At 68.4% G+C, this 23,798-nt stretch carries 22 protein-coding genes and 2 riboswitches; of the genes, 8 read left to right on the top strand and 14 right to left on the bottom strand.

What is annotated here, in order from left to right; translation table 11 throughout:
* Positions 1-58: 58 nt before the first annotated feature.
* Together AC3WVS_RS27670 and ahcY are read right to left on the bottom strand one after the other, a co-directional pair.
* Entirely contained in the window at positions 59-409 is a 351-nt protein-coding gene (locus AC3WVS_RS27670; protein WP_011614424.1) for a phage holin family protein, read from the bottom strand.
* Positions 410-480: 71 nt separating this feature from the next.
* Positions 481-1,899, bottom strand: coding sequence for an adenosylhomocysteinase (gene ahcY, locus AC3WVS_RS27665; protein WP_492321176.1), 1,419 nt, complete (start codon positions 1,897-1,899; stop codon positions 481-483).
* Positions 1,900-2,021: 122 nt separating this feature from the next.
* Positions 2,022-2,137: riboswitch (S-adenosyl-L-homocysteine riboswitch) on the bottom strand.
* 58 nt (positions 2,138-2,195) lie between these two features.
* Between ahcY and thiD the strand changes: the two genes are divergently transcribed.
* Positions 2,196-3,023: a bifunctional hydroxymethylpyrimidine kinase/phosphomethylpyrimidine kinase gene (gene thiD / locus AC3WVS_RS27660; RefSeq protein WP_492321175.1), complete on the top strand. Its 828-nt coding sequence runs from the start codon at positions 2,196-2,198 to the stop codon at positions 3,021-3,023.
* A gap of 5 nt (positions 3,024-3,028) precedes the next feature.
* The gene (locus AC3WVS_RS27655) at positions 3,029-3,463 is read left to right on the top strand and encodes a PGDYG domain-containing protein (protein ID WP_011614421.1); all 435 of its coding nucleotides are present in this window, start codon (positions 3,029-3,031) and stop codon (positions 3,461-3,463) included.
* A 21-nt stretch (positions 3,464-3,484) separates the two neighbouring features.
* On the opposite strand, the gene AC3WVS_RS27650 is transcribed toward AC3WVS_RS27655, so the two are convergent.
* The 7 genes from AC3WVS_RS27650 to thiC form a co-directional block, all read right to left on the bottom strand.
* Complete coding sequence (locus AC3WVS_RS27650; protein WP_456803365.1) at positions 3,485-3,937, bottom strand: PaaI family thioesterase; 453 nt, start codon at positions 3,935-3,937, stop codon at positions 3,485-3,487.
* A gap of 116 nt (positions 3,938-4,053) precedes the next feature.
* The gene (locus AC3WVS_RS27645) at positions 4,054-4,563 is read right to left on the bottom strand and encodes a GNAT family N-acetyltransferase (protein WP_492321174.1); all 510 of its coding nucleotides are present in this window, start codon (positions 4,561-4,563) and stop codon (positions 4,054-4,056) included.
* Between the two features lie 14 nt (positions 4,564-4,577).
* Positions 4,578-5,714: a thiamine phosphate synthase gene (locus AC3WVS_RS27640; protein ID WP_492321173.1), complete on the bottom strand. Its 1,137-nt coding sequence runs from the start codon at positions 5,712-5,714 to the stop codon at positions 4,578-4,580.
* Complete coding sequence (locus AC3WVS_RS27635; RefSeq protein WP_010813326.1) at positions 5,711-6,547, bottom strand: thiazole synthase; 837 nt, start codon at positions 6,545-6,547, stop codon at positions 5,711-5,713. The genes AC3WVS_RS27640 and AC3WVS_RS27635 overlap by 4 nt, the downstream gene beginning before the upstream one ends.
* Positions 6,548-6,550: 3 nt before the next feature.
* Complete coding sequence (gene thiS / locus AC3WVS_RS27630; protein WP_011614418.1) at positions 6,551-6,748, bottom strand: sulfur carrier protein ThiS; 198 nt, start codon at positions 6,746-6,748, stop codon at positions 6,551-6,553.
* A gap of 12 nt (positions 6,749-6,760) precedes the next feature.
* On the bottom strand, positions 6,761-7,954 hold the full coding sequence (locus AC3WVS_RS27625) for an FAD-dependent oxidoreductase (RefSeq protein ID WP_011614417.1): 1,194 nt from the start codon (positions 7,952-7,954) through the stop codon (positions 6,761-6,763).
* A 135-nt stretch (positions 7,955-8,089) separates the two neighbouring features.
* Positions 8,090-9,970 carry a phosphomethylpyrimidine synthase ThiC gene (gene thiC / locus AC3WVS_RS27620; RefSeq protein ID WP_492321172.1) on the bottom strand — a complete coding sequence of 627 codons (1,881 nt, stop codon included), beginning with the start codon at positions 9,968-9,970 and terminating at the stop codon, positions 8,090-8,092.
* A gap of 100 nt (positions 9,971-10,070) precedes the next feature.
* A riboswitch (TPP riboswitch) is annotated at positions 10,071-10,172 on the bottom strand.
* Between the two features lie 198 nt (positions 10,173-10,370).
* Here thiC and AC3WVS_RS27615 point away from each other — a divergent pair.
* Complete coding sequence (locus AC3WVS_RS27615) at positions 10,371-12,032, top strand: acyl-CoA dehydrogenase family protein (protein WP_492321171.1); 1,662 nt, start codon at positions 10,371-10,373, stop codon at positions 12,030-12,032.
* A gap of 4 nt (positions 12,033-12,036) precedes the next feature.
* Here the strand turns inward: AC3WVS_RS27615 and AC3WVS_RS27610 are convergent, their stop codons facing one another.
* A complete protein-coding gene (locus AC3WVS_RS27610) occupies positions 12,037-13,716 on the bottom strand; it encodes a GMC family oxidoreductase (protein WP_439668492.1) in 1,680 nt (559 codons plus the stop codon).
* Positions 13,717-14,031: 315 nt separating this feature from the next.
* Here AC3WVS_RS27610 and AC3WVS_RS27605 point away from each other — a divergent pair, with 315 nt between their 5' ends.
* On the top strand, positions 14,032-15,435 hold the full coding sequence (locus AC3WVS_RS27605) for a coniferyl aldehyde dehydrogenase (RefSeq protein ID WP_492321170.1): 1,404 nt from the start codon (positions 14,032-14,034) through the stop codon (positions 15,433-15,435).
* Here AC3WVS_RS27605 and kdoO read toward each other — a convergent pair whose 3' ends face one another.
* Both kdoO and metK read right to left on the bottom strand, forming a co-directional pair.
* Positions 15,436-16,377 carry a Kdo hydroxylase KdoO gene (kdoO, locus tag AC3WVS_RS27600; RefSeq protein ID WP_492321169.1) on the bottom strand — a complete coding sequence of 314 codons (942 nt, stop codon included), beginning with the start codon at positions 16,375-16,377 and terminating at the stop codon, positions 15,436-15,438.
* Between the two features lie 202 nt (positions 16,378-16,579).
* A complete protein-coding gene (metK, locus tag AC3WVS_RS27595; protein WP_029047350.1) occupies positions 16,580-17,743 on the bottom strand; it encodes a methionine adenosyltransferase in 1,164 nt (387 codons plus the stop codon).
* Positions 17,744-18,077: 334 nt separating this feature from the next.
* Between metK and AC3WVS_RS27590 the strand changes: the two genes are divergently transcribed.
* The 4 genes from AC3WVS_RS27590 (at position 18,078) to AC3WVS_RS27575 (ending at position 21,696) form a co-directional block, all read left to right on the top strand.
* Positions 18,078-18,980: a lysophospholipid acyltransferase family protein gene (locus AC3WVS_RS27590; protein WP_492321168.1), complete on the top strand. Its 903-nt coding sequence runs from the start codon at positions 18,078-18,080 to the stop codon at positions 18,978-18,980.
* Positions 18,977-19,870, top strand: coding sequence for a lipid A biosynthesis lauroyl acyltransferase (locus tag AC3WVS_RS27585; protein ID WP_492321167.1), 894 nt, complete (start codon positions 18,977-18,979; stop codon positions 19,868-19,870). Before AC3WVS_RS27590 ends, AC3WVS_RS27585 begins: the two co-directional genes overlap by 4 nt.
* A gap of 42 nt (positions 19,871-19,912) precedes the next feature.
* On the top strand, positions 19,913-20,779 hold the full coding sequence (gene dapF, locus AC3WVS_RS27580; protein ID WP_492321166.1) for a diaminopimelate epimerase: 867 nt from the start codon (positions 19,913-19,915) through the stop codon (positions 20,777-20,779).
* A gap of 107 nt (positions 20,780-20,886) precedes the next feature.
* Positions 20,887-21,696: a polyphosphate kinase 2 family protein gene (locus AC3WVS_RS27575; protein ID WP_492321165.1), complete on the top strand. Its 810-nt coding sequence runs from the start codon at positions 20,887-20,889 to the stop codon at positions 21,694-21,696.
* A 14-nt stretch (positions 21,697-21,710) separates the two neighbouring features.
* Here the strand turns inward: AC3WVS_RS27575 and AC3WVS_RS27570 are convergent, their stop codons facing one another.
* The gene (locus AC3WVS_RS27570) at positions 21,711-23,018 is read right to left on the bottom strand and encodes a patatin-like phospholipase family protein (RefSeq protein ID WP_492321164.1); all 1,308 of its coding nucleotides are present in this window, start codon (positions 23,016-23,018) and stop codon (positions 21,711-21,713) included.
* 90 nt (positions 23,019-23,108) lie between these two features.
* Positions 23,109-23,795 (bottom strand): orotate phosphoribosyltransferase, encoded by a 687-nt coding sequence (pyrE, locus tag AC3WVS_RS27565; RefSeq protein ID WP_492321163.1) that lies wholly within the window; start codon positions 23,793-23,795, stop codon positions 23,109-23,111.
* Positions 23,796-23,798: the final 3 nt, after the last annotated feature.

The raw sequence follows: 23,798 nt of genomic DNA, 5'->3' as shown, positions 1-23,798 counted from the left end.
GGTGGCGCGCCGCGTTGGCGCGGCGCGCGGTATGGGATTCGTGTCAGTGCAGGCCGCGTCAGGCGGTGCGTTCGCCCAGCAGCAGGCTGGCCAGCAGCCACGAGATCACGCTGTACAGGATGGAGCCCAGCAGGGCCGCCCAGAAACCGCCGACGGTAAAGCCCGACAGCAGGTTGCCGACAAACAGGAACAGCAGCGCGTTGATGACGAAGATAAACAGCCCCAGCGTCAGCAGCGTGACCGGCAGCGTCAGGATCACCAGGATCGGACGGATCAGCGTATTGACCAGGCCCAGCACCAGCGCCGCCAGCATCGCCGAGCCAAAGCTCTGGATGTGGATCGACGAGATGATGTACGGCAGCACGAACAGCGCAACAGCGTTGATGATCCAGACGACCAGTAATCTCATGACGGCTCCTTGAATGTGGTTTCTCCCCCTCTCCCGCAAGCGGGAGGGGGAGCCCTGCCTTCCTGTGCGGATCAGTAGCGGTAGTGGTCGGCCTTGTACGGGCCTTCCTTCTTCACGCCGATGTACGCGGCCTGCTGTTCGGTCAGCTCGGTCAGCTGCGCGTTCAGCTTGCGCAGCTGCAGGCGCGCCACCTTCTCGTCCAGGTGCTTGGGCAGCGTGTAGACGCCGACCGGGTACTTGCCGCTGTCGCGTTCCTGCCAGAGTTCGATCTGGGCGATGGTCTGGTTGGCGAACGAGCTGCTCATCACGTACGACGGGTGGCCGGTGGCGCAGCCCAGGTTCACCAGGCGGCCCTTGGCCAGGATGATCAGCTTCTTGCCGTCCGGGAACTTGACGTGATCGACCTGCGGCTTGATCTCATCCCATTCGTACTTCTCGATCGAGGCGATGTCGATCTCGTTGTCGAAGTGGCCGATATTGCAGACGATGGCCTGGTCCTTCATCTTCGCCATGTGGTCATGGGTGATGACATGGTAGTTGCCGGTGCAGGTGACGAAGATATCGCCATGCTCGGCGGCGTAGTCCATGGTCACCACGCGGTAGCCTTCCATCGCGGCCTGCAGCGCGCAGATCGGGTCGATCTCGGTCACCCACACCTGGGCCGACAGCGCGCGCAGCGCCTGTGCGCTGCCCTTGCCCACGTCGCCGTAGCCGGCCACGATGGCAACCTTGCCGGCGATCATCACGTCGGTGGCGCGCTTGATGCCGTCCACCAGCGACTCGCGGCAGCCGTACAGGTTGTCGAACTTGCTCTTGGTCACCGAGTCGTTGACGTTGATGGCCGGGAAGCGCAGTTCGCCCTTCTGGGCCATCTGGTACAGGCGGTGCACGCCGGTGGTGGTTTCCTCGGTCACGCCGCGGATGGCTGCCAGGTTGCGGCTGTACCAGCTCGGGTCCTTGGCCAGCTTTTCCTTGATCGCGGCGAACAGGTAGGTTTCTTCTTCGCTGGTGGCCTTGGCGATCACCGACTCGTCCTTCTCGGCACGCGCGCCCAGGTGCAGCAGCAACGTGGCGTCGCCGCCGTCATCCAGGATCATGTTGGGGGTGCCGCCATCCGCCCAGTCGAAGATGCGGTGGGTGAAGTCCCAGTATTCCTTCAGCGATTCGCCCTTGAACGCGAACACGGGCGTGCCGCCGGCGGCGATCGCGGCAGCGGCGTGGTCCTGGGTCGAGAAGATATTGCACGAGGCCCAGCGCACGTCGGCGCCCAGTGCCTTGAGCGTCTCGATCAGCACGGCGGTCTGGATCGTCATGTGCAGCGAGCCGGCAATGCGCGCGCCCTTGAGCGGCTGCGCCGCGGCGAATTCGTCGCGGATCGCCATCAGGCCGGGCATCTCGGTCTCGGCAATGGCGATTTCCTTGCGGCCCCAGCCGGCCAGGTTGATGTCGGCGACGAGGTAGTCTTGCTTCAGGTCGGTCACAGCGTTCATGTTTCACTCCCGGTGAAGAGTGGCACGCAGGTGACGAGTACGGGGAATCTGGCAGCCGTGGCATGGCGCAAGGGCACATGCAAAGCACGCGGATAGGTCGACTCGCCTCCGTGCGGACCACGGATCAGCGAGCGCCGTTGAAGACAGTCCGAGCCTGGCGGATGGCATGGGGCGGCTGTGCCGCCGGCCGCGCGATGTGCTTCGCAGGCCGCCATCCGTTGCAACGCTCCTCGGAGTGGCGGTATTGTAGCGTGCCCGGGCGCCTTGCGCACCGGCTCCCTCCGATTCCTGCACAGATGATCCCAACGCCACCCCGTACCCTGACCATCGCCGGTTCCGACTCCGGCGGCGGCGCCGGCATCCAGGCCGACCTGAAGACCTTTTCCGCGCTGGGCTGCTTTGGCATGAGCGCCATCACCGCGATCACCGCGCAGAACACGCTGGGCGTGACCGGCGTGCACGCCATTCCCGCCGACATGGTGGCCGCGCAGATCGATGCCGTGGCCAGCGATATCGGCGTGGACGCGGCCAAGACCGGCATGCTGGGCACCGCCGCCATCGTCGAGGCGGTGGCCGCGGCGGCGGACCGGCACGCCATCCGCAAGCTGGTGGTGGACCCGGTGATGATCTCGACCTCGGGCGCGACGCTGTCCGATGACGCCACCACGCAGGCCATGGTGCGGCTGCTGTTCCCGCGCGCGCTGCTGGTCACGCCCAACCTGCCCGAGGCTTCCTACCTGCTGGGCCGCAGGATCACGCGCCGTGCGGAGATGGAACAGGCCGCCGCCGACCTGATCGCGATGGGCTGCCCCGCGGTGCTGCTCAAGGGTGGCCACCTGGAAGACGGTGCCGCCGCCGGCGGCCTGGATGACCTGCTGATGCTGGCCGACGGCAGCGTGCGCGTGTTCACGCATCCGCGTGTCGATACCCGCAACCTGCACGGCACCGGCTGCACGCTGGCCGCCGCGATTGCCGCTCAGCTTGCGCGCGGCGATGCGCTGGAGGCGGCGGTGGGCACGGCGCTGGACTACGTGGCGCAGGCCATCGCGGCGGGCGCGGGGCTGCGGCTGGGTGCCGGCAACGGCCCGCTGAACCATTTGTTCGCGCCGCGCGCGCTGGGTTGACGGACATGCCGATGCTGGCCGATATCGACCTGCGCAGCGACCCGGCTGCCGCGTTCTACCTCAAGCATGAAGTTGTCGACGTGGTGTTCGCCACCGAACCCGGCGAGCTGATCAGCCGCGAGGGACCCAACCGCTACCAGCCTGGCGATGCGCTGATCACCAGCCGCGGCGGCGACCGCTGGTGCGTCTCGCGCGACCGCTTCGACCCCAAATACGAGGCCGTGCCGCCGCTGGCGCACGGCCAGGACGGCGCCTACCGCAACAAGCCGATCCCGGTACTGGCGCGCGAAATGCACGAGGCCTTCAGCATCGCGCGCAGCGCCGGCGGCGACGTGCTGCACGGCAAGCCGGGCGACTGGCTGATGCAATACGCGCCCGGCGACTATGGCATCACCGAGCGCGCACGCTTCGAACAGGTGTACCGGCCGCTGCAGGACTGAGCGGCCAGGCCGACGCCAGGGTCAGTTGCCGCCGGCGGACAGCGGCACCAGCTTGAATGCGGCCCGCGCCACGCACACCACTGTGCCGGCAGCATCCTTGACCTCGCCCTCGCAGAATGCAATGCGCGCGCCGCGGCGCAGGCAGCGCGCCTCCAGCGTCAGCTCGCCGCGCGCTGCCGCCAGGAAATGCGTGGACATGTCGATCGTGATCACGCCGGTTTCCAGCGGCGCATGCGAGCGCGCGGCTCCGCTCAGGGTGAAGTCCAGCGTCGCCATCAGCGTGCCGCCATGCACATCGCCACGGCTGTTGACCAGCGACGGGTGCGCCGGCAGCCGCGTGCGGCACAGGCCCTCCTCGATCTGAACCGGTTGCAGGCCGAAATAGCGCATCAGCGGCACGTCGATGCCGAAGTAGGGCTTTTCGGGCGTGCCGGGGGCGACGGGGATGATTTCGGGGGCGGTCTGGCTGGACATGATGGGGGATGCTGGATGGTTGGCGGGGAATGCTGCCCAACATCATAACGGCGGGGCCCCGTTCGGTTCCCGCGGCTGGGCGAATGTCGCACAAATCCTGGCGCCGCGCGCGCCCTTCAGAGCACCTTCCGCATCGCCACCCGCTGCCGCAGCCCCGCAGCACGCTGCGCCGCCAGCGCGTCGGCCAGCAGCGGACACAGCTCGTCGTCACGCAACTGGCGAAACCCGAGCGATGCATAGAACGGCGCATTCCAGGGCAGGTGGGCAAACGTGGTCAGGTTGAGCGAGTGCGATCCCCCCGCCCGCGCCCAGCCCTGCACCGCCCCTACCAGCGCCCGCCCGATGCCGCGGCGCCCGTGGTCGGGGTGCACATCCATTTCATCGAGATAGGCGCACTCACCGTTGCGGCTGGCCAGCGCAAAGCCGGCCAGTTCCCCATCGCGCTCGGCTACCCACAGGCGCGCTTCGCGCTGCGCGGCGGCCAGCACCGGCTCGGGCGTGCTGACCAGGCGCAGCAGCGCCGGCAGATCCGTATCAGGGAAGAGCGCCGCGGCGGCCAGTTCGATATCGGCCAGGCGCGGCACCTCGTCCGCCGCTGCCAGGCGGATGTGCGCAGCAGCAGCCATGGCTGGCTCCGCGCTCAGACAGCGGGGAACAGGCTGATCAGTTGGGCCACCGCGGCCGGCACGTCATCAGCCTCGGTCACCGCGCGCACCACGGCGGCACTGCCGACGCCGACGGCCAGCACCTCGCGCATATTGGCCGCGTTGACGCCGCCGATGCCCACCAGCGACGGGATCACCGGCTGCATCAGCTTCACGTAGGCGCGGAAGCGGCCCATGCCCTGCGGCTGGGTCGGCATCACCTTGGTGGTGGTCGGGAAGATCGCGCCCAGCGCCAGGTAGCTGGGGCGGATCGCGGCCACGCGCAGCATCTCGGCATAGCCATGGGTGGAGACACCCAGGCGCAGGCCCGAAGCGCGGATCGCATCGAGGTCGGCATCGTCCAGGTCTTCCTGGCCAAGGTGGATGCCGTAGATGCCGCTCTGATCGCCGCCGTTGGCGGCGCGGTAGTCGATCGCGGCCTGCCAGTGGTCGTTGACGAACAGGCGCGACGACGAGCCCTGCATGGCCTTCGCCGCGCGTGCGATCTCGGCACGCACCGCGGCGGGGTCGTCGGACTTGAAGCGCAGCTGCACCGTCGGCACGTTCAGCGGCGCCAGGCGCTCGATCCATTCGGCGCTTGGCACCACCACGTACAGGCCCAGCGCGGGGCACGGCGCGAACGGCGCCGCGGCCTGCTCGGGTGCCACCAGGGCGGCGTGCCGCACATGCGGGAAGCGGGCAAAGTCAGACGGCCAGTCGGCCGAGCCCGGCTCCCAGGCGCGCGCCAGGCACAGCGCGTCGTGCGCGGGGAAATGCAGCGACAGGCTGGCCAGCAGCACCGCGACGAAGGCGGGCGAATGCGGCTGGTCGGTGTCGGCGGCGACGGAGAAGACCCAAGTGCCCATCGGCGAGCGCACCGTGTCGATCCACTGGCCGCCCTCGCGGTCGGTCTCGATCAGCGTGGCGCCCGCGGCGGCGACGCGCGCGATCGTGCCTGCGTCGGCTTCGCCGTCGAACAGCAGCACGTCGTGGGCGCCGGGTTGCGCGGGCGCGTCGGCCAGGCGCCAGGCCTGCCACGGCTTGTCATCGACGCCGAAGGTCTCGCCATAGTGTTCCAGCACCGCCTGGCGCAGCGGGCCGTCACTGGCGGCATGCACGGCGCGGCGGGTCATGCGCGCTGCTCCGTGCTGTCGGCGTGCCAGAACGGCATGCCAACGACAGGGGTGCTGGCCTGCGCCACCTCGCGCTCGGGCATCGGCCCGGCCAGGTAGGCGGTGCGGCCGGCCTCAACGGCCTGCGCAAAGGCGCGCGCCATATTGACCGGGTAGGCGGCCTGCGCCACCGCGGTATTGAGCAGCACGCCGTCGTAGCCCCACTCCAGCACCTGCGCCGCATGCGACGGCAGGCCCAGGCCGGCATCGACGATCAGCGGGGTGTCGGGCAGGCGCTCGCGCAGCACGCGCATCGCGTGCGGGTTGACCGCGCCGCGGCCGGTGCCGATCGGGGCGGCCCAAGGCATCAGCGCCTGGCAGCCCACGTCGAGCAGGCGGCGGCACAGCACCAGGTCCTCGGTGCAGTACGGCAGCACCTTGAAGCCTTCCTTGATCAGGGTCTCGGCCACGGCCGGCAGGTTCAGCGTATCGGGCTGCAGCGTGTAGTCGTCGCCGATCAGCTCCAGCTTGATCCACGGTGTTTCGAAGACCTCGCGCGCCATCATCGCGGTGGTGATCACTTCCTGCGCGGTGAAGCAGCCAGCGGTATTGGGCAGCACCGGCACGTCCAGCGCCTTGAGCATCTGCCAGAAGGCCTGGCCGCCCTCGCCGGCGCCTACCGCGCCCTGGCGGCGCAGCGCGACTGTGATCATGGCGGGCCTGGAGGCCTGCACGGCCGCCTCCAGCGTGGCCGGCGACGGGTAGCGCGCGGTGCCCAGCAGCAGGCGCGAGCCGAACGACTCGCCATACAGCACGAACGGGTCGCGCAAGGTTTCGGAAGGTTCGAATGTCATGGGTCAGCCTCCCGTCACGGGTTGCACGAGGTCGATGCGGTCGCCGGCCGCAAGAATGGTGTTGGCGTGGGCGCCGCGCGGCACGAACTGGCCGTTGACCGCCGCGGCAAAGGGGGGCGCGATCTGCGCCGCGCTCACCGCGTCCGCCAGCGTGGCGGAATCGGCAAGGGCGAGCGGTCGGCCGTTGAGCAGGATTTCCATGTCAGTCATGCGTTAGTGCAGCAGCCCGCCAGGTGCGGCCATGGTTGCGGCGGCGGGCGCTTCGGTCACGGCTTCGATCATGCCAGGCCAGCGCAGCGCGGCCGGCACCGCATGGGCCGCGGGATCGCCCTTGAGCAGCGCGCCAACCACCGCGCATGCAGCCTCGGTCACCGCCGGCGCAATCAAAAAGCCATGCCGGTACAAGCCGTTGACGCGCACCACGCGCGCGCGCTGGTCCACGCGGATCGCCGGCAGGTGGTCGGGCCGCGTCGGGCGCCGCTGCACGTTCAGTTCCAGCACGCGCGCCTCGCCGAAGGCGGGATGCAGCGAATGCGCCGCCGACAGCAGCTCCAGCGCGGAACGCACGCTCATGGGCGAATCATCCTCGCTTTCCAGCTCGGTGGCGCCGATCACGTACAGGTCGTTGGGCTTGGGCGCGATATAGATCGGGTAGCGCGGATGCAGCAGCCGCACCGGCCGGTGCAGCCTGACGTCGGGCGCATGCACGCGCACCACTTCGCCACGCAGGCCGCGCAGGCCCGGCTTGTCGCCGCCCGGCTGCGCGGGCCACGCCGAGCGCGCGCCCAGGCCGCGGCAATCCAGCACCACGTCGGCACGGATGCCGAGCTTGGGCAGCGATTCGGCATCGACCTCGCCAGCCTCCCAGACGCAATGCACCCCTTCGCTGACCGCGCACGACAACAGCGCGCGCAGCGCGCCACGGTTGTCGAGCTGGCCTTCGCCGGCCAGCAGCAGGCCCTGCGGGAAGCGGCCCGCCAGCGCGGGCTCGACTTCGCCCACGCCCTTGCCGTCCAGCGCGCGCAGCCGCTGCGACACCAGTTCGGGCGGCGCCACCGCGCGCACGCGGCTGGTGAACAGCGACATCTCGGCGCGGTCACGCGCATGCCAGACCACCAGCGTGCCGTCCTCCTGGAAGAAGACCGGCTCAGGCAATTCGGCCAGCCACGCGCGCCACAGGTCGACGCTGGCGATGCCCAGGTCGACGATGCGGCGCTCGGCAATGGCCGATTCCGCCAGCGGCGCCAGCATGGCCGCGGCCACATAGGCGGCCGAGCCCGCACCGTCCGGACCGGCCCGCTCCACCAGCGCCACGCGGGCGCCGCTGCGTACCAGTTGCCAGGCGGCCAGGCGGCCGGCAAGACCGGCCCCGAGGATGGCGACGTCAAACGACTGCACTGCTGTCATGAGGGGTGTTGTACCGGACGGGCGTGCGGCCGCGCCGGCCTCCTTGTTGTCGGTGCCGCCGCGCGAGGCGCTGCGCGGCGGCGAAACACGAGCGGGCATGGGTGCGAAGCCATGCCCGTACTGCCAGTCACTGCATCACGAGTAGATCTTGCTGCCCTTCTTCAGGAACTCGATCGACTTCTCTTCCATGCCCTGCTTCGCTTCCTTGGGCAGCGACGCCGCGTAGTCGCGCACTTCCTGCGTGATCTTCATCGAGCAGAACTTCGGCCCGCACATCGAGCAGAAGTGGGCGATCTTGGCGCCCTCGGCCGGCAGCGTGGCGTCGTGGTACGAACGCGCGCGTTCCGGATCGAGGCCCAGGTTGAACTGGTCTTCCCAGCGGAACTCGAAGCGTGCCTTGGACAGCGCGTTGTCGCGCAGCTGCGCGCCGGGCCAGCCCTTGGCAAGGTCGGCAGCATGGGCCGCGATCTTGTAGGTGATGATGCCTTCGCGCACGTCTTCCTTGTCCGGCAGGCCCAGGTGCTCCTTGGGCGTGACGTAGCACAGCATTGCCGTACCCATCCAGCCGATATTGGCCGCGCCGATGCCGCTGGTGATGTGGTCGTAGCCGGGGGCGATGTCCGTCACCAGCGGTCCCAGGGTATAGAACGGCGCCTCGTAGCAATGCTTGAGCTCTTCGTCCATATTGGCCTGGATGCGCTGCAGCGGCACGTGGCCCGGGCCTTCGATCATCACCTGCACGTCGTGCTTCCACGCCTTGGCGGTCAGTTCGCCCAGCGTGCGCAGTTCGCCGAACTGGGCGTCGTCGTTCGAGTCCGCGATGCAACCCGGACGCAGGCCGTCGCCGAGGCTGAACGACACGTCATAGGCCTTCATGATCTCGCAGATCTCGTCGAAGTGCGTGTACAGGAAGTTTTCCTTGTGGTGTGCCAGGCACCACTTGGCCATGATCGAACCACCGCGCGAGACAATGCCCGTGACGCGGTCGGCGGTCAGCGGCACGTAGCGCAGCAGCACGCCCGCGTGGATGGTGAAGTAGTCCACGCCCTGCTCGGCCTGCTCGATCAGCGTGTCGCGGAACATCTCCCAGGTCAGGTCCTCGGCGATGCCGCCGGTCTTGTCCAGCGCCTGGTAGATCGGCACCGTGCCGATCGGCACCGGCGAGTTGCGCAGGATCCATTCGCGGGTTTCATGGATGTGCTTGCCGGTGGACAGGTCCATGATGGTGTCGGCGCCCCAGCGGATCGACCACACCATCTTTTCCACTTCCTCGGCCAGCGACGAGGTCACCGCCGAGTTGCCCAGGTTGCCGTTGATCTTGACGCGGAAATTGCGCCCGATCGCCATCGGCTCCAGCTCGGTGTGGTTGATGTTGGCGGGAATGATGGCGCGGCCCGAGGCAATTTCCTGACGCACGAATTCCGGCGTGATGTCTTCCGGACGCAGCGGCAGGCCGGCGCCCAGCGCGTTGCCGGGGTGCTGGCGCAGCAGCGCCTTGTAGTCGGGCTTGTCGTACAGCGCCTGCAGGTTCAGCGATTCGCGCAGCGCCACGTACTCCATTTCAGGCGTGATGATGCCGCGGCGCGCATAGTGCATCTGCGACACGTTGGCACCGGCCTTGGCGCGGCGCGGGTTGGTCAGCTGGGCAAAGCGCAGGTGCGCGGTGGCGGGGTCGTTGGCGCGGTCGCGGCCGTATTCCGACGACAGGCCCGGCAGCACTTCAGTGTCGCCACGCTCGTCGATCCACTTGGCGCGCACGGCGGGCAGGCCGGCCTTCAGGTCGATATGCACGTCCGGATCGCTGTACGGGCCCGAGGTGTCGTACACCGGGATCGGCGGATTCTGCATCTCGCCCTTGTCGGTGCGCGTCGACGTTTGCAGGATGGTGCGCAGCGGTACGCGGATATCGGGGCGGCTGCCGGTCAGGTAGGTCTTGCTGGAAGCCGGGTAGGCGAATTTCTGGTCGAGGTCGCTTTCGAGCGATTCGAAGGATGCAGCGGGGGCAGTACGGGCCATGGGTGTCGTCCTCTCTCTTGCGGGGTGGACGAAACCAGGAGCCTTGTGAGCGCTGCCCGGGGCCTGAGGCCTGAGGCGGCGAGTCCCGGAGGGACTGGAGACTTGGTCTTGTGAAACTTCCCACGCCGGTACTAGCCGGATCGGGTTCGAAGGGACTCTCTCAGCCGCACGGCCCATCCGTACAGCACCCCTGTTTCATCCAACGGGGTGAATTTAAGCACAAGGTGCCGGTGGGCGCCAGTGCCAGTTCCCTGCCGTTTGTGGTGCCACACCTGTTCGAAAAGGTATCGAATCGCGCATGCTGCGGCGCAATAATCACCCGCAAGGGGACAACCGCGCACTCAAACGCCGGCGACGTGCTCTACCATGCAGTAAGACGCGTCCATCTTCCGATCCCGCCATGACTGAAGCTGCCACCCACCGCGTGTTCAACCAGGTGCCCGATCTCGCGCACTACAACCTGTTCGCCACCGATCCGGCGCTGCGCGGCGCGCTGGAACGGCTGGGAGGCGGCTGGCACGCCGGCGCGCTGGGCCAGTTCGGCGCGCGCCTGGGCGAGCCGGAAGTCCAGCAATGGGCAGCCGATGCCAACCGCCACACGCCCGAGCTGCACACGCACAGCCGCACCGGCGAGCGCATCGACGCCGTGGATTTCCACCCGAGCTGGCACGCGCTGCTGGCCCTGTTGCGCAGCCAGCAACTGCAGGCCCTGCCCTTCGCGCAGCCGCGCGCGGGCGCATGGGCGGCGCGCACCGCCGGCTACTTCCTGCAGGCGCAGGTGGAATCCGGCTCGCTGTGCCCGCCCACCATGACCTTCGCCAGCATCCCGGTGCTGCGCAAGGAAACCGCATTGTTTGCCGAGCTTGAGCCGCGGCTGTATGCGACCGAGCACGATGCGCGCGACCTGCCGTGGCGCAGCAAGAGCGCGATCATGATCGGCATGGGCATGACCGAGAAGCAGGGCGGCTCGGACGTGCGCGCCAACACCACCGTGGCGCGCGCGGTGCGCGGCGAAGGCCGCGGCGCGGAATACGCGCTGACCGGGCACAAGTGGTTCTTTTCCGCGCCGATGTGCGATGCGCACCTGGTGGTCGCGCGCATGGGCGCCGAAGACGGCCCGCTGTCGTGCTTCTTCGTGCCGCGCTTTCGCGACGACGGCAGCAAGAACGCGGTGCTGATCCAGCGGCTCAAGGACAAGCTCGGCAACCGCTCCAATTCCAGCAGCGAGGTGGAATTCCGAGACGCCACCGGCATCCTGATCGGCGAGGAAGGCCGCGGCATCCCGACCATCATCGAGATGGCCACCGGCACGCGGCTGGACTGCGTGATCGGCAGCGCCGCGATCCTGCGCGCGGCCCTGGTGCAGGCGCTGCACCATGCGCGCCACCGCAGCGCCTTCGGGCGCCTGCTGGCCGACCAGCCGCTGATGCGCAATGTGCTGGCCGACCTGGCGCTGGAATCCGAAGCGGCCACGCTGCTGATGATGGAACTGGGCCACGCCTTCGAGCACGCTGACGATGATCCGCTCGCGGCGGCGTGGAAGCGCGTGGTCACCCCCGCGGCCAAGTTCTGGGTCTGCAAGCGCACGCTGGAAGCCACCGGCGAAGCCATGGAAGTCTGGGGCGGCAACGGCTACGTGGAAGAAGGCCCGATGGCGCGCCTGTACCGCGAGGCGCCGGTCAACTCGATCTGGGAAGGCTCGGGCAACATCATGTGCCTGGACGTGCTGCGCGCGATCCAGCGCAATCCCGACGATGCCGCACGCTTGCTGCAAGACCTGTCGCGCCGCGCCGGCGGCCATCCGGCGGTGCGCGCGGAACTGGCATCGCTGCAGGCGCTGCTGCGCCAGCCGCCGGAATTGCTGGAAGCCAGCGCCCGACGCTTTGCGCAGGGGCTGGTGCTGACCGCACAGGCCGCGCTGATGCTGGCGCATGCCGATACCGAGAATGCCGAGCTGTTCGTCGCCAGCCGGCTGGGACGGCAGCACGGGCGCGTGTTCGGCACCCTGGATGCGGATGCCGACGTGCTCAAGCGGGTGTTTTCGCGCGGCTTCGAAGGCTAGCGATTCAAGCCTCCATCGATTCCAGCACCCGCAGCATCACGCGCGGCGCGTAGCGGATCAGGTCATGCGCGCGCTCGCCGATCATGATGGCGGGTGCATTGATGTTGCCGCCGACCAGGGTCGGCATTACCGACGCATCGACCACGCGCAAGCCCTCGACGCCGCGCACGCGCAATTGCGGGTCGACCACCGCCATCGCATCCATGCCCATGCGGCAGGTGCCCACCGGGTGGTAGATGGTGTCGGCATGCTCGCGGATCATCTCGCGCACGGCAGCGTCGTCACTGCCATCGGCACGCAGGCCGGCGGAATAGAGTTCGCGCCCGCCGAAGCCGGCCAGCTGCGGCTGCGCAAAGATGCTGCGCACGATGCGAACGCCGGCGACCATGTCGTCCAGGTCGCGCGCATCGCTCAGGTATTGCGGGTCGATCAGCGGCGCGCGCCGGATATCGTGCGAGGCCAGCCGCACCTCGCCGCGGCTGCGCGGGCGCAGCACGCAGACATGGCAGGAATAGCCGTGGCCGAAGTTCAGCCGGCGCATGTGGTCATCGGCCATGCCGACCACGAAATGCAGCTGCAGGTCGGGTTCGGGCAGATCCGGGCGGCTGCGCAGGAAGCCGCCTGCCTCGGCGAAGTTGCTTGACATCATGCCGGTGCGCTCGCGGCGGTAGCGCAGCATTTCAGGCACCAGCCGCGCCAGGCCGCCGAACGACACGCCGAACAATTCAGGCACGGCCACGCGCTTGTGCAGCACGATGTCCAGGTGGTCCTGCAGGTTGGCGCCCACGCCGGGCAAGTCATGCACGACGGCGATGCCATGTTCGCGCAAGTGCGCGGCGGGGCCGACGCCCGACACCATCAGCAGCTGCGGCGAGCCGAACGTGCCCGCGCACACGATCACGTCGCGGCGCGCGCGCAGCAGTTGCCGGCGGCCCTCGCGCACCACCTGCACCCCGGCCGCATGGCGGCCTTCGAAGACAATGCGCAGCGCCTGCGTATCGGTCAGCACCCGCAGGTGCGCGCGGCCGCCATTGCAGGCCCGGTCGCGCTTGTTGCCACCGTGCAGGTAGGCACGCGCCGCGTTCCAGCGCTCGCCCGCGTGCTGCGTGACCTGGTACCAGCCCACGCCCTCCTGTTCTTCGCCGTTGAAATCGTCATTGCGCGGGAACCCCGCCTGCTGCGCGGCCTCGATGAAGCGTTCGGCAAAGGGGTTGGGGGTGCGCAGGTCGCTCACGTGCAACGGCCCGTTGCCGCCGTGCAGCGGGTCGTCGTCGCTGCCGGCCAGGCGTTCATTGCATTCGGCGCGGCGGAAGTACGGCAGCACGTCGTCCCACGACCAGCCGTCGCAGCCGGCGGCGGCCCACGCGTCATAATCGGCGGCGCGGCCGCGCGTGTAGATCATGGCGTTGATCGAGGAACTGCCGCCCAGCCCGCGCCCGCGCGGCTGGTAGCCGCGGCGGCCGTTCAGGCCTGGCTGCGGCACGGTTTCATAGCCGTAGTTGCGTGCCCCCGCGCGCGGCAGCAGCGCGGCAAGCGCCGCGGGTGTGCGTACCAGCACATGGTGATCGTGGTGCCCGGCCTCGACCAGGGCAATGGTGTCGTCGCCGCTGTCGGCAAGCCGCCCCGCCAGCGCACAGCCCGCCGAGCCCGCGCCGACGATGACGTAGTCAAAGGTGGTTTCCATCTGTCTCCCCGCGAGTCCGCAGGCGGCGCGCGTGCGTGAGCCGGGCCGCGCCGGTGCATGCGCGCCCTGTCCGTCCAGCGGATGGCAAGCTGTGAGATTCAGTGTAGGCGCTAGCCCGGACGGTGGAGAAGCCCGGTGGCGCGGGCCGCCGGCGCTGCGCAGACGGGCGTTTGAATTGCCCTTCTGGTAGGAAACTTCCATTGCCATGGCTGGCACGCTACCTTATCGTGCGCGGGAACACGCGGACCGCTGCAGCGCCACCCGCCGCGATCCACATCCACTTTCCCCGCACGTCCCGTGCCCAGGAGCGCAGCAATGCGAGAAGTCCCCGACCTGTCGTCCGTCTTTGGCGCCATGCACGCCGCGTCGCGGCGCGACCAGCTGCCCGCCTGGGCCGTGCGCGCCGACCGCCTGCAGCGCCTGCGCCGGCTGGTGACAGAAAACGAGGCTGCGATTGCCGCCGCCATCCACGCGGACTTCACCAACCGGCCGCGGCAGGAAACCGCGCTGCTGGAGGTATTCCCGAGCCTGGGCGGCATCGACGACGCGCTGCGCCACGGCAAGCGCTGGATGCGCGTGCGCCGCGCCGCCACCGGCTTCTGGTTCCGCCCGGGCCGCTCGCGGCTGGTGCCGCAGCCGCTGGGAGTGGTGGGCATCGTGGTGCCCTGGAACTATCCGCTGTACCTGACGGTGGGGCCGCTGGCCGGCGCGCTGGCGGCGGGCAACCGCGCCATGGTGAAGCTGTCGGAATACACGCCGCGCTTTGCGGCCTTGTTCGCGCAACTGGTGCCGCAGCACTTTGCGCCGGACGAGATCATGGTGGTCAATGGCGATGCCGAGGTGGCGAGCGCCTTTACCGCGCTGCCCTTCGACCACCTGCTGTTCACCGGCTCGACCGCGGTCGGCCACCATGTGATGCGCGCGGCGGCCGCCAACCTGACCCCGGTGACGCTGGAACTCGGCGGCAAATCGCCGGCGATTATCGGCGCCGGTGCCGACCTGCCACGTGCGGTGGAGCGCATCCTGGTGGGCAAGCTGATGAACGCGGGCCAGACCTGCATCGCGCCAGACTACGTGCTGGTGCCGGAAGACCTGCGCGAGCAACTGGTGGAAGCGGCACGCCGGTGCGTGGACCGGCTCTATCCGGACCTGGCGCGCAACCGGGACTACACCAGCATCATCAGCCCGCGCCACTTCGCGCGCCTGGCGGCGCTGGTGGATGAAGCCGCGGCGCAAGGCGCGACCGTGGTGCCGCTGTCCGATGCCCAGCCGGACGCGCAGGCGCGGCGCCTGCCACCGGTGCTGCTGCTGGATGTTCCCGAAGGCGTCACGGCGATGCGCGAAGAGATCTTCGGGCCGGTGCTGCCCGTGGTGACGTACCGCACCCTGGACGAGGCGGTGGACTACATCAATGCGCGCCCGCGACCGCTGGCGTTGTACCTGTTCGAGCGCGACCGCGGCGCCATCGGCCATGTGATGAACCAGACCGTTGCCGGCGGCGTCACGGTCAACGACACGCTGTTCCATATCGCCCAGGACGGCCTGCCCTTCGGCGGGGTCGGCGCCAGCGGCATGGGCGCCTATCACGGCCAGGCGGGCTTCGACACCTTCTCCAAGGTGAAACCGGTGTTCCACCAGGCTGGCCTGAACGGCGCAGGACTGCTCAAGCCGCCCTACGGCAAGACCTTCGAAACCATGTTGCGCCTGCTTCTGCGTTGATCAGGACACCAGCATCGGCCGCCCGAGCATGCGCGACAGCACCGCCTCGGGCGAGTGGGTGTGGTCGGAAATCGCCTGCGGCGCCAGGTAGATGGTCTGCTCCATCATCGCCCGTCCGCGCATGGCCGCGTGCAGCAGCTGGTCGCTGAAGACGATCCAGGTGGAACCCGGCGGGAAGTGGAATTCCTGCTGCGGCACCTTGGCCTGGTAATCCAGGTCGGCCTTGGCCAGGTCATGCAGCTGCAGCATGCGGTGGTCGTATTCCGAGCGCTTGCGCTTGGTGATATGCAGCAGCTTCATCAGCGCCGCCTGCCCCGGCCACAGGCCATGGGTCTTGGGCACGAACTTCTGCGCAAAATCGCCGAACGGCTCACCCACGCGCCACACGCGCGCCGCGGCCGGGTCGATGTTGTGGAACACGCGCAACAGGCGCTTGCCCAGCATCGGGTTGGACGGGAACGAGTCCACGTGCAGGCGGGTGTCATCCTTGCGCCAGCTGACCGGGCGCCCGGCGATCTCGCTGGGCCGCAGCGAGGTGCCGGCGCGCGTCATGTGCGGGATGTATTCCGGGAACAGCGTGCGCACCAGCAATTCGCTGTTGTCGGCGTAGCGGCGGATCAGCGTGTACAGGTCCGCCAGGTCCTGCGGGCTGCCCTGGGCGCCGCGCACCGCGGTGTCGTCGGCGCGCAGGTTGATGTTCTTGGACTTGCCGTCGGAATAGCGGCTGTCCAGGAAGCGCTCTTCGCCCGGCTGGAAACGGAAATTCAGGTTCGGGAAGTACAGCACGGCGCCCTGCTCCAGCTCGCGGCGCAGCGTGGCGCGTTCCTCGGCCGTGACCTGCGGCGCCCAGTCGGCATACGGCTGCGGGCGGATCAGGTTGAGCTGGCCGGCGGCGGGCGGCCGGGTTGAAGTCGAGGGGGCAAGGACAGGCGCTTCGGACATGGCATCCTCTGGAAACGGTCACCAGTGTTTGGGGTGGGCCGCCGGCGTGGCGGCTGGGGATGGCGGGATTTTACTCCCTGCCGCCCGCCGTGGCGCCGGCGTCACGCGGCGACTGGACCAGGATCAAGCCCGCGTAAAAAAACCCCGCTGGCCCTTGCGGGCCGGCGGGGCTTGCCGTCAGTGCTGCTGGCGCGGGTGGCGCTTACAGGCCGGCCGCGGCGCGCAGGGCAGCCGCCTTGTCGGTGGCTTCCCACGAGAATTCCGGCTCTTCGCGGCCGAAGTGGCCGTAGGCGGCGGTCTTCTCGTAGATCGGGCGCAGCAGGTCCAGCATCTGCACGATGCCCTTCGGGCGCAGGTCGAAGTGCTCCTGCACCAGCTCGGCGATCTTGGCGTCGGGGATCTTGCCGGTGCCTTCGGTGTAGACCGTCACGTTGATCGGGCGGGCCACGCCGATGGCGTAGCTGACCTGCACCTGGCACTGGCGCGCCAGGCCCGAGGCCACCACGTTCTTGGCCACGTAGCGCGCGGCGTAGGCGGCCGAGCGGTCGACCTTGGACGGGTCCTTGCCCGAGAACGCGCCGCCACCGTGGGGCGAGGCGCCGCCGTAGGTATCGACGATGATCTTGCGCCCGGTCAGGCCGCAGTCGCCCTGCGGGCCGCCGATGACGAAGCGCCCGGTCGGGTTCACCAGGTACTTGGTTTCCTTCAGCATCTCGGCCGGCAGCACCGGCTTGATGATTTCCTCGATCACGGCTTCGCGGATCTGGGCCTGGGTGATGTCGGGCGAATGCTGGGTCGACAGCACCACGGTATCCACGCTGTGCGGCTTGCCGTCGACATAGCGCACCGTCACCTGGGACTTGGCGTCCGGGCGCAGCCAGGGCAGGCGGCCATCGCGGCGCAGCAGCGACTGGCGCTCGACCAGGCGGTGGGCGTAGTAGATCGGGAACGGCATCAGTTCCGGGGTCTCGTCGCAGGCGTAGCCGAACATCAGGCCCTGGTCGCCGGCACCCTGGTTGAGGTAGTCGTCGGAAGCACGATCCACGCCCTGGGCGATGTCGGGCGATTGCTTGTCATAGGCGACCAGCACCGCGCAGCCCTTGTAGTCGATCCCGTACTCGGTATTGTCGTAGCCGATGCGCTTGATGGTGTCGCGCGCGATCTGGATATAGTCGACGTTGGCGGTCGTGGTGATTTCCCCGGCCAGCACCACCAGACCGGTGTTGCAAAGCGTCTCAGCTGCCACACGCGCGTACTTGTCCTGGGCCAGGATGGCGTCCAGGACGGCGTCGGAAATCTGGTCGGCGACCTTGTCGGGATGGCCTTCGGAGACGGATTCCGAAGTAAAAAGGAAGTCGTTTGCCACGAACTTATTCTCCAGGTTGGCTATTGCGTGCCAGCCCGATCGGTTCATGGCGGCGACGCTTTAGCGGTATTTCAAGCAGCCCGGTTAGAGCCGCATCGCCCCGCAAGTTGTCAGTTAACTCGGCGATACACGCTATTATACGCGCCTGCCGGACTCGTTGCAGCGCGCCAGGGGCGCCGGCGCAACACCAGCGCCGCCTTGGCGCGCGCTGGCCGTGCGCCTTGCCGGATGTCGGCACGCTGCGCGCGGATCTGAATACCGCCATCGAAAAAAACGCCTGTTGGCCCGCCCGTTTTCCGGCACGGACGCGCGACAGGCTCGCTTTTCGCGCCTGATGACCTTTCTTTTCTGGCTGATCTCCCGTTTTCCGCTCCGCCTGCTTCAAGCCTTGGGAGGCGTGCTTGGGCTAGTCGCGGCGAGACTGCCCGGCCGCTATAGCCAGCGCCTGAGGGAAAACTTCCGCCTCGCGTTTCCGGATGCGACCGACGCGATGATCGACGAAGCCGGCCGCTCGGCCGGGCGCATGATCATCGAGATGCCTTACTTCTGGAGCCGCAGCCAGATCGGCGCGAAGCTGCATGGCTTCGACGACGACATGTGGCCGGCCTTGGGGGCGCTGCAAGCGCGCGGCAAGGGGCTCATCATCCTGACGCCGCACCTGGGCTGCTTTGAAGTGCTGCCTCAGTCCCACGCCTTGCTGCGCCCGGTCACCGCCCTGTTCAAGCCGCCGCACCAGCCGTGGCTGCGCGACTGGATCGAGAAAATGCGTACGCGCCCCAATATGCACATGGCGCCGGCCACGCCACGCGGCGTGCGCATGCTGGTCAAGGCACTCAAGCGCGGCCAGGCGGTGGGCATCCTGCCGGACCAGGTCCCGACCGGCGGTGAAGGCAACTGGGCGCCGTTCTTTGGCAAGCCGGCCTACACCATGGCGCTGGTGCACCGGCTGCAGCAACTGACGCAGGCGCCGGTGGTGGTGGTGTTTGCCGAGCGGCTGCCGCGCGGCGCGGGCTATCGCGGCCACTACCGCGTGATCGACGGCGGCGGCATGCTGCCCGAGGATGCCGCCGAGGCCGCCGGCGTGATCAACCGCCATATCGAACAACTGGTGGCCATGGCGCCCACGCAGTACCTGTGGGGCTACCACCGCTACAAGCATCCGGCCGGCGCCGAGCTGCCGCCTGACTATGCCGCCAGCACCGCGACCAAGACGACCACTGATCCTTCCCTTTCATGAGCCGCGTGTTCACCTGGCTCGGCATCGGACTGCTGACGGTGCTGGGCAAGCTGCCATATCCGTTTGTTGCCCGCTTCGGCGAAGGACTGGGCCGCCTGCTCTACCTGGTCCCCAGCGAACGCCGCCGCGTGGTGCGGGCAAACCTGCGCCTGTGCTTCCCTGACAAGACCGAGGCCGAGATCGACGAACTGTCTCGCGAGAGCTTCCGCATCCTGTTCCGCAGCTTTGCCGAACGCGGCATCTTCTGGACCGGCAGTGAAGCGCAGATGCGCCGCTGGGTGCAGATCGACGACCAGGCCGACCTGGTGGCGCTGGATGGCACCCCGCATATCCTGGTGACGCTGCACCTGTCGGGCGTGGAAGCCGGTGCGATCCGGCTCACCATCCACCTGCGCGAGCATCTCGACCGCTCCGGCGCGTCGCTCTATACCAGGCAGAAGAACGACCTGTTCGACCACTTCCTGAAGCGCGCGCGTGGCCGCTTCGGCGCCAACATGATCTCGCGCAACGACAGCGCGCGCGACATCCTGCGCTGCCTGAAGAAAGGCGAGGCGCTGCAGCTGATCGCCGACATGGATTTCGGCGAGCGCGACTCGGAGTTCGTGCCGTTCTTCGGCGTGCAGGCGCTGACACTGACCTCGGTGTCGCGGCTGGCGCGCCTGACCGGGGCCAAGGTGGTGCCGATCTATACCGAGATGCTGCCCGACTACCAGGGCTATGTGCTGCGCATCCTGCCGCCCTGGGAAGACTACCCCGGCGCAAGCGTCACCGACGACACGCGCCGCATGAATGCCTTCTTCGAGGACTGCATCCGCCCGCGCGTGCCCGAGTACTACTGGGTGCACAAGCGCTTCAAGCACCGCCTGCCGGGCGAGCCCGAGATCTACTGAGCGCGCCGGCACGTCCGGCGCCGCGCAGCTACAATCCCCACCATGAAACTCCAGTTCACCAAGATGCACGGCGCGGGCAACGACTTTGTCGTGCTCGACGGCATCCACCAGCAGATCGACCTGACCCCGGCGCAATGGCGTGCGCTGGCCAGCCGGCATTTCGGCGTTGGCGCTGACCAGATCCTGATCGTTGAAAAGCCGTCCCGCCCCGATGTCGACTTCCGCTACCGCATCGTCAATGCCGATGGCAGCGAGGTGGAGCACTGCGGCAACGGCGCGCGCTGCTTTGTGCGCTTTGTCACCGACAAGGGCATGACCGACAAGCGCTCGGTGCGCGTCGAGGTGATGAACGGCGTCATTACCCTGACGCTGCAGGACGACGGCCAGGTCACAGTGGACATGGGTGCGCCCGAACTGGAACCGGCGCGCGTGCCGTTCCGTGCCGAAGGCCTGCCCACCCGCGCGGAAGGCGCGGACACGCTCTACGGCCTGGAGGTCAACGGCCGCACCGAATGGATCTCGGCGGTATCGATGGGCAATCCGCACGCGGTGCAGGTGGTGGACGACGTGGAGAACTTCCCGGTGCTGCAGGACGGCCCGGTGGTGGAGCACCATGCCGCCTTCCCCAACCGCGTCAATGCCGGCTTCATGCAGGTGCAGGACCGCCATGCCATCCGGCTGCGCGTCTACGAGCGCGGTGCCGGCGAAACCCTGGCCTGCGGCACCGGCGCCTGCGCGGCCGTGGTGGCCGGCATCCGGCGCGGCCTGCTGGACTCGCCGGTGCGGGTGCATACCCACGGCGGCGAACTGACCATTGCCTGGGACGGCGGCGCGGAACCGGTGCGCATGACCGGCCCGGCCACCACCGTGTTTGAAGGCAGCATTGACCTGGCAGCCCTGCCGGCCTGACCATAGGGGCTGTGCGCCCCTGTCCACACGCCCCGCATTCCTTGCCGCGGAGCCCCGGCCGGGGCGCCCATTCCCTTGATCTTGCTGGTCAGACCGATGGAGCGCCCATGCCGCTGGACGATTTCCGCATTACCTCGGGCAAGCGTTTTCGCCTTGCCGGCTTCGACCCGGGCAGCAAGCCGCTGTCGTGCGGCAAGAAAGAAGAAGACCTGGCCCGCATCATCGAGCTGAGCAACGCCCTCGACGCGCAGCAGGACATCTTCTACGCCGAGCACCGGCGCAAGCTGCTGGTGGTGCTGCAGGGCATGGATACCAGCGGCAAGGACGGCACCGTGCGCGGCGTGTTCCGCAGCTTCGATCCGCTGGGCATCCGCGTGGTGGGCTTCAAGTCCCCGTCGCCGGAGGAACTCGCGCGCGACTACCTGTGGCGCATCCACCTGCAGGTACCGAAGACGGGCGAGATCGTGGTCTTCAACCGCAGCCACTATGAAGACGTGCTGATCACGCGCGTGCACAACTGGATCGACGCCGCCGAGTGCGAGCGGCGCTTCCGCCAGATCCGGGACTTCGAGTCGATGCTGACCGAGACCGGCACCACCATCGTCAAGTGCTTCCTGCACATATCCCGCGACGAGCAGAAGGCACGGCTCGAAGCGCGCCTGGCAGACCCGGATAAACACTGGAAGTTCGACACCAACGACCTCGCCGAGCGCAAGCACTGGAAGGCCTACATGGACGCCTACGAGGCTGCCATCATGGCGACCAGCACGCCCGAATGCCCGTGGTACGTGGTGCCGGCCGACTCCAAGACACACCGCAACCTGATGGTGGCGGAGATCCTGACCAAGGTCTTCGAGGACCTGAAGCCGGCCTACCCGCCCGCCCGGCCGGAACTGGCCAGTATCAAGGTCGACTGAGCCGCCCGGCCGCCTCAGCCACCGTTGCCGCGGTGCACGTCGTGCGTGACGAAGGGGTGCTCGCGGCTGGGCATCGCCAGCCATTGCGGGTGGCGCAGGGTCTGGCGGATATCGTCCAGCCCGCTGGTCCAGTGCTCATGCATGGTGAGCGCGCCGAACTGGTAGTCCTTGGCCAGGTTCTCGAACGACTTGTCGCGGTAGATCAGCTGGATCACGTTGCGGCGCGCGTCGCAGGCCTGCTCCGCCGCGCGGCGGTACCAGGCGTTGTCGCGCTTTGACGGCGGCACCAGCGCCATCACCTCGTTGAGCATGCGGCGCATGTTCTGCTGCTCGCGCATGTAGTCGGTAATGGCCCGCGTGCGGCTGGAATACTGGATGTCCTTCTGGCGCTCGGCCACGTCGACCAGGTCGTGCGGCAGCTTGCCGCGCGCGCTCCACAGGTCGACCTGGAAGATCAGCGCATCGCGCCGCGGCTGCGCGGTCAGCACCTCGGCCAGCGGTGTGTTCGACACCAGCCCGCCATCCCAGTAGTACTCGCCATCGATCTCCACCGCCGGAAAGCCCGGCGGCAGCGCGCCCGAGGCCATGAAATGCTCGGGGCAGAGCTTGTCGCGGGTATTGTCGAAGTAGGCGAAATTGCCGGTGCGCACATTGACCGCCCCCACCGAGACGCGCATCAGGTCGGGGCGGTGGTTGATCAGGTCGAAGTCGGCAAAGCGCTCGAGCGTCGCCTTCAGCGGCGTGGTGTCGTAGAAGCTGACATGGCTCGGGTCCGAGTAGCGCGACATCAGCTCCGGCCAGCCGCGCGGCTGGAAGAAGCCACGCTGGCCTTCCAGCATGGCACGCGCTGCATGCAGGCCATCGAACCAGATCCGCATTGGCTCGGGCCAGCCTTCGGCATGGTCGGCGAACCAGGTGTGCGACAGGCTGGGCAGCCACGGCTGCGCGCAGATGTACTCCCAGAAGGCGCGCAGTTGTTCCACGCGGCGCTGGGGCGGATTGCCGGCGATGATGGCGGCGTTGAGCGCACCGATCGAGATGCCGGCAACCCAGTTCGGGTAGATGCCGCCCTCGGCAAGGCCCTGGTACACGCCGGCCTGGTAGGCCCCGAGCGCGCCGCCGCCCTGCAGCACCAGCGCGCGCACGGCATAGGCCTCGTGCGCCGGCCGGTCCGGGGCCTTGGCGGCCCGGCGCACCGGCTTGCGCGGCTGCACCTGCGCGCCGCGCTCGGCCAGCGAATCGCCATTGCCGGCCGATTCCGCCCTTGTGGATGGCGTTGCCGCCTGCTGCCCTGCCCGTTCCTGCCGCTCTTTTGCCGCCACGCCGCGCCCCCTCCCAGTCTGAAAGTCAGCCGTCCGCCCGCTGTCCGCGGATTGGGCACCGGTGTCCGGCGCCCATGTTCATCAACGGATTCAGACGCCGTAGCGCTGACGATAGGCCGCCACGGCCTCGCGCGAAGCCCCCAGCGCCGGGGCCTGCGACGCATCCAGGTACGCCAGCAGGTCCTTCAGGCTGGCGATCGCGATCACCGGGATGCCGAATTCGCGCTGCACGTCCTGCACGGCGGAATGGGTGCCGACCTGCTCGGCGGTACCGCTCTTTTCCATGCGGTCCAGTGCGATCAGCACCGCGGCCGGCTCGGCGCCGGCGGCGCGGATCATGTTTACCGATTCGCGCACCGAGGTACCGGCGGAGATCACGTCGTCGACGATGACCACCTTGCCCTGCAGCTTGGCCCCGACCAGGGTGCCGCCTTCGCCGTGGTCCTTGGCTTCCTTGCGGTTGTAGGCGAAGCCGACATCACGTCCCATGCCCGCCAGCGCCACCGCGGTGGCCGACGCCAGCGTGATGCCCTTGTAGGCCGGCCCGAACAGCACGTCGAACTGCACGCCCGAGGCCAGCAGCGTTTTGGCATAGAATTGCGCCACCTCGCCCAGCATCGCGCCCTGGTTGAACAGGCCCGCGTTGAAGAAGTAAGGCGACTTGCGGCCGGCCTTGGTGACGAACTCGCCAAACGACAGCACGCCCGCATCGAGCGCAAAGCGGATAAAGGTCTGGCTGAGGTCGGCACCCGCGGGCGGTTTCTGCTGCGTCATCATTTC

This window comes from Cupriavidus sp. CPT47-8839-RL05A, from assembly GCF_058792255.1.
The sequence above is the reverse complement of the archived record's forward strand: the minus strand, read 5'-3'. Positions and strand labels throughout refer to the sequence as shown.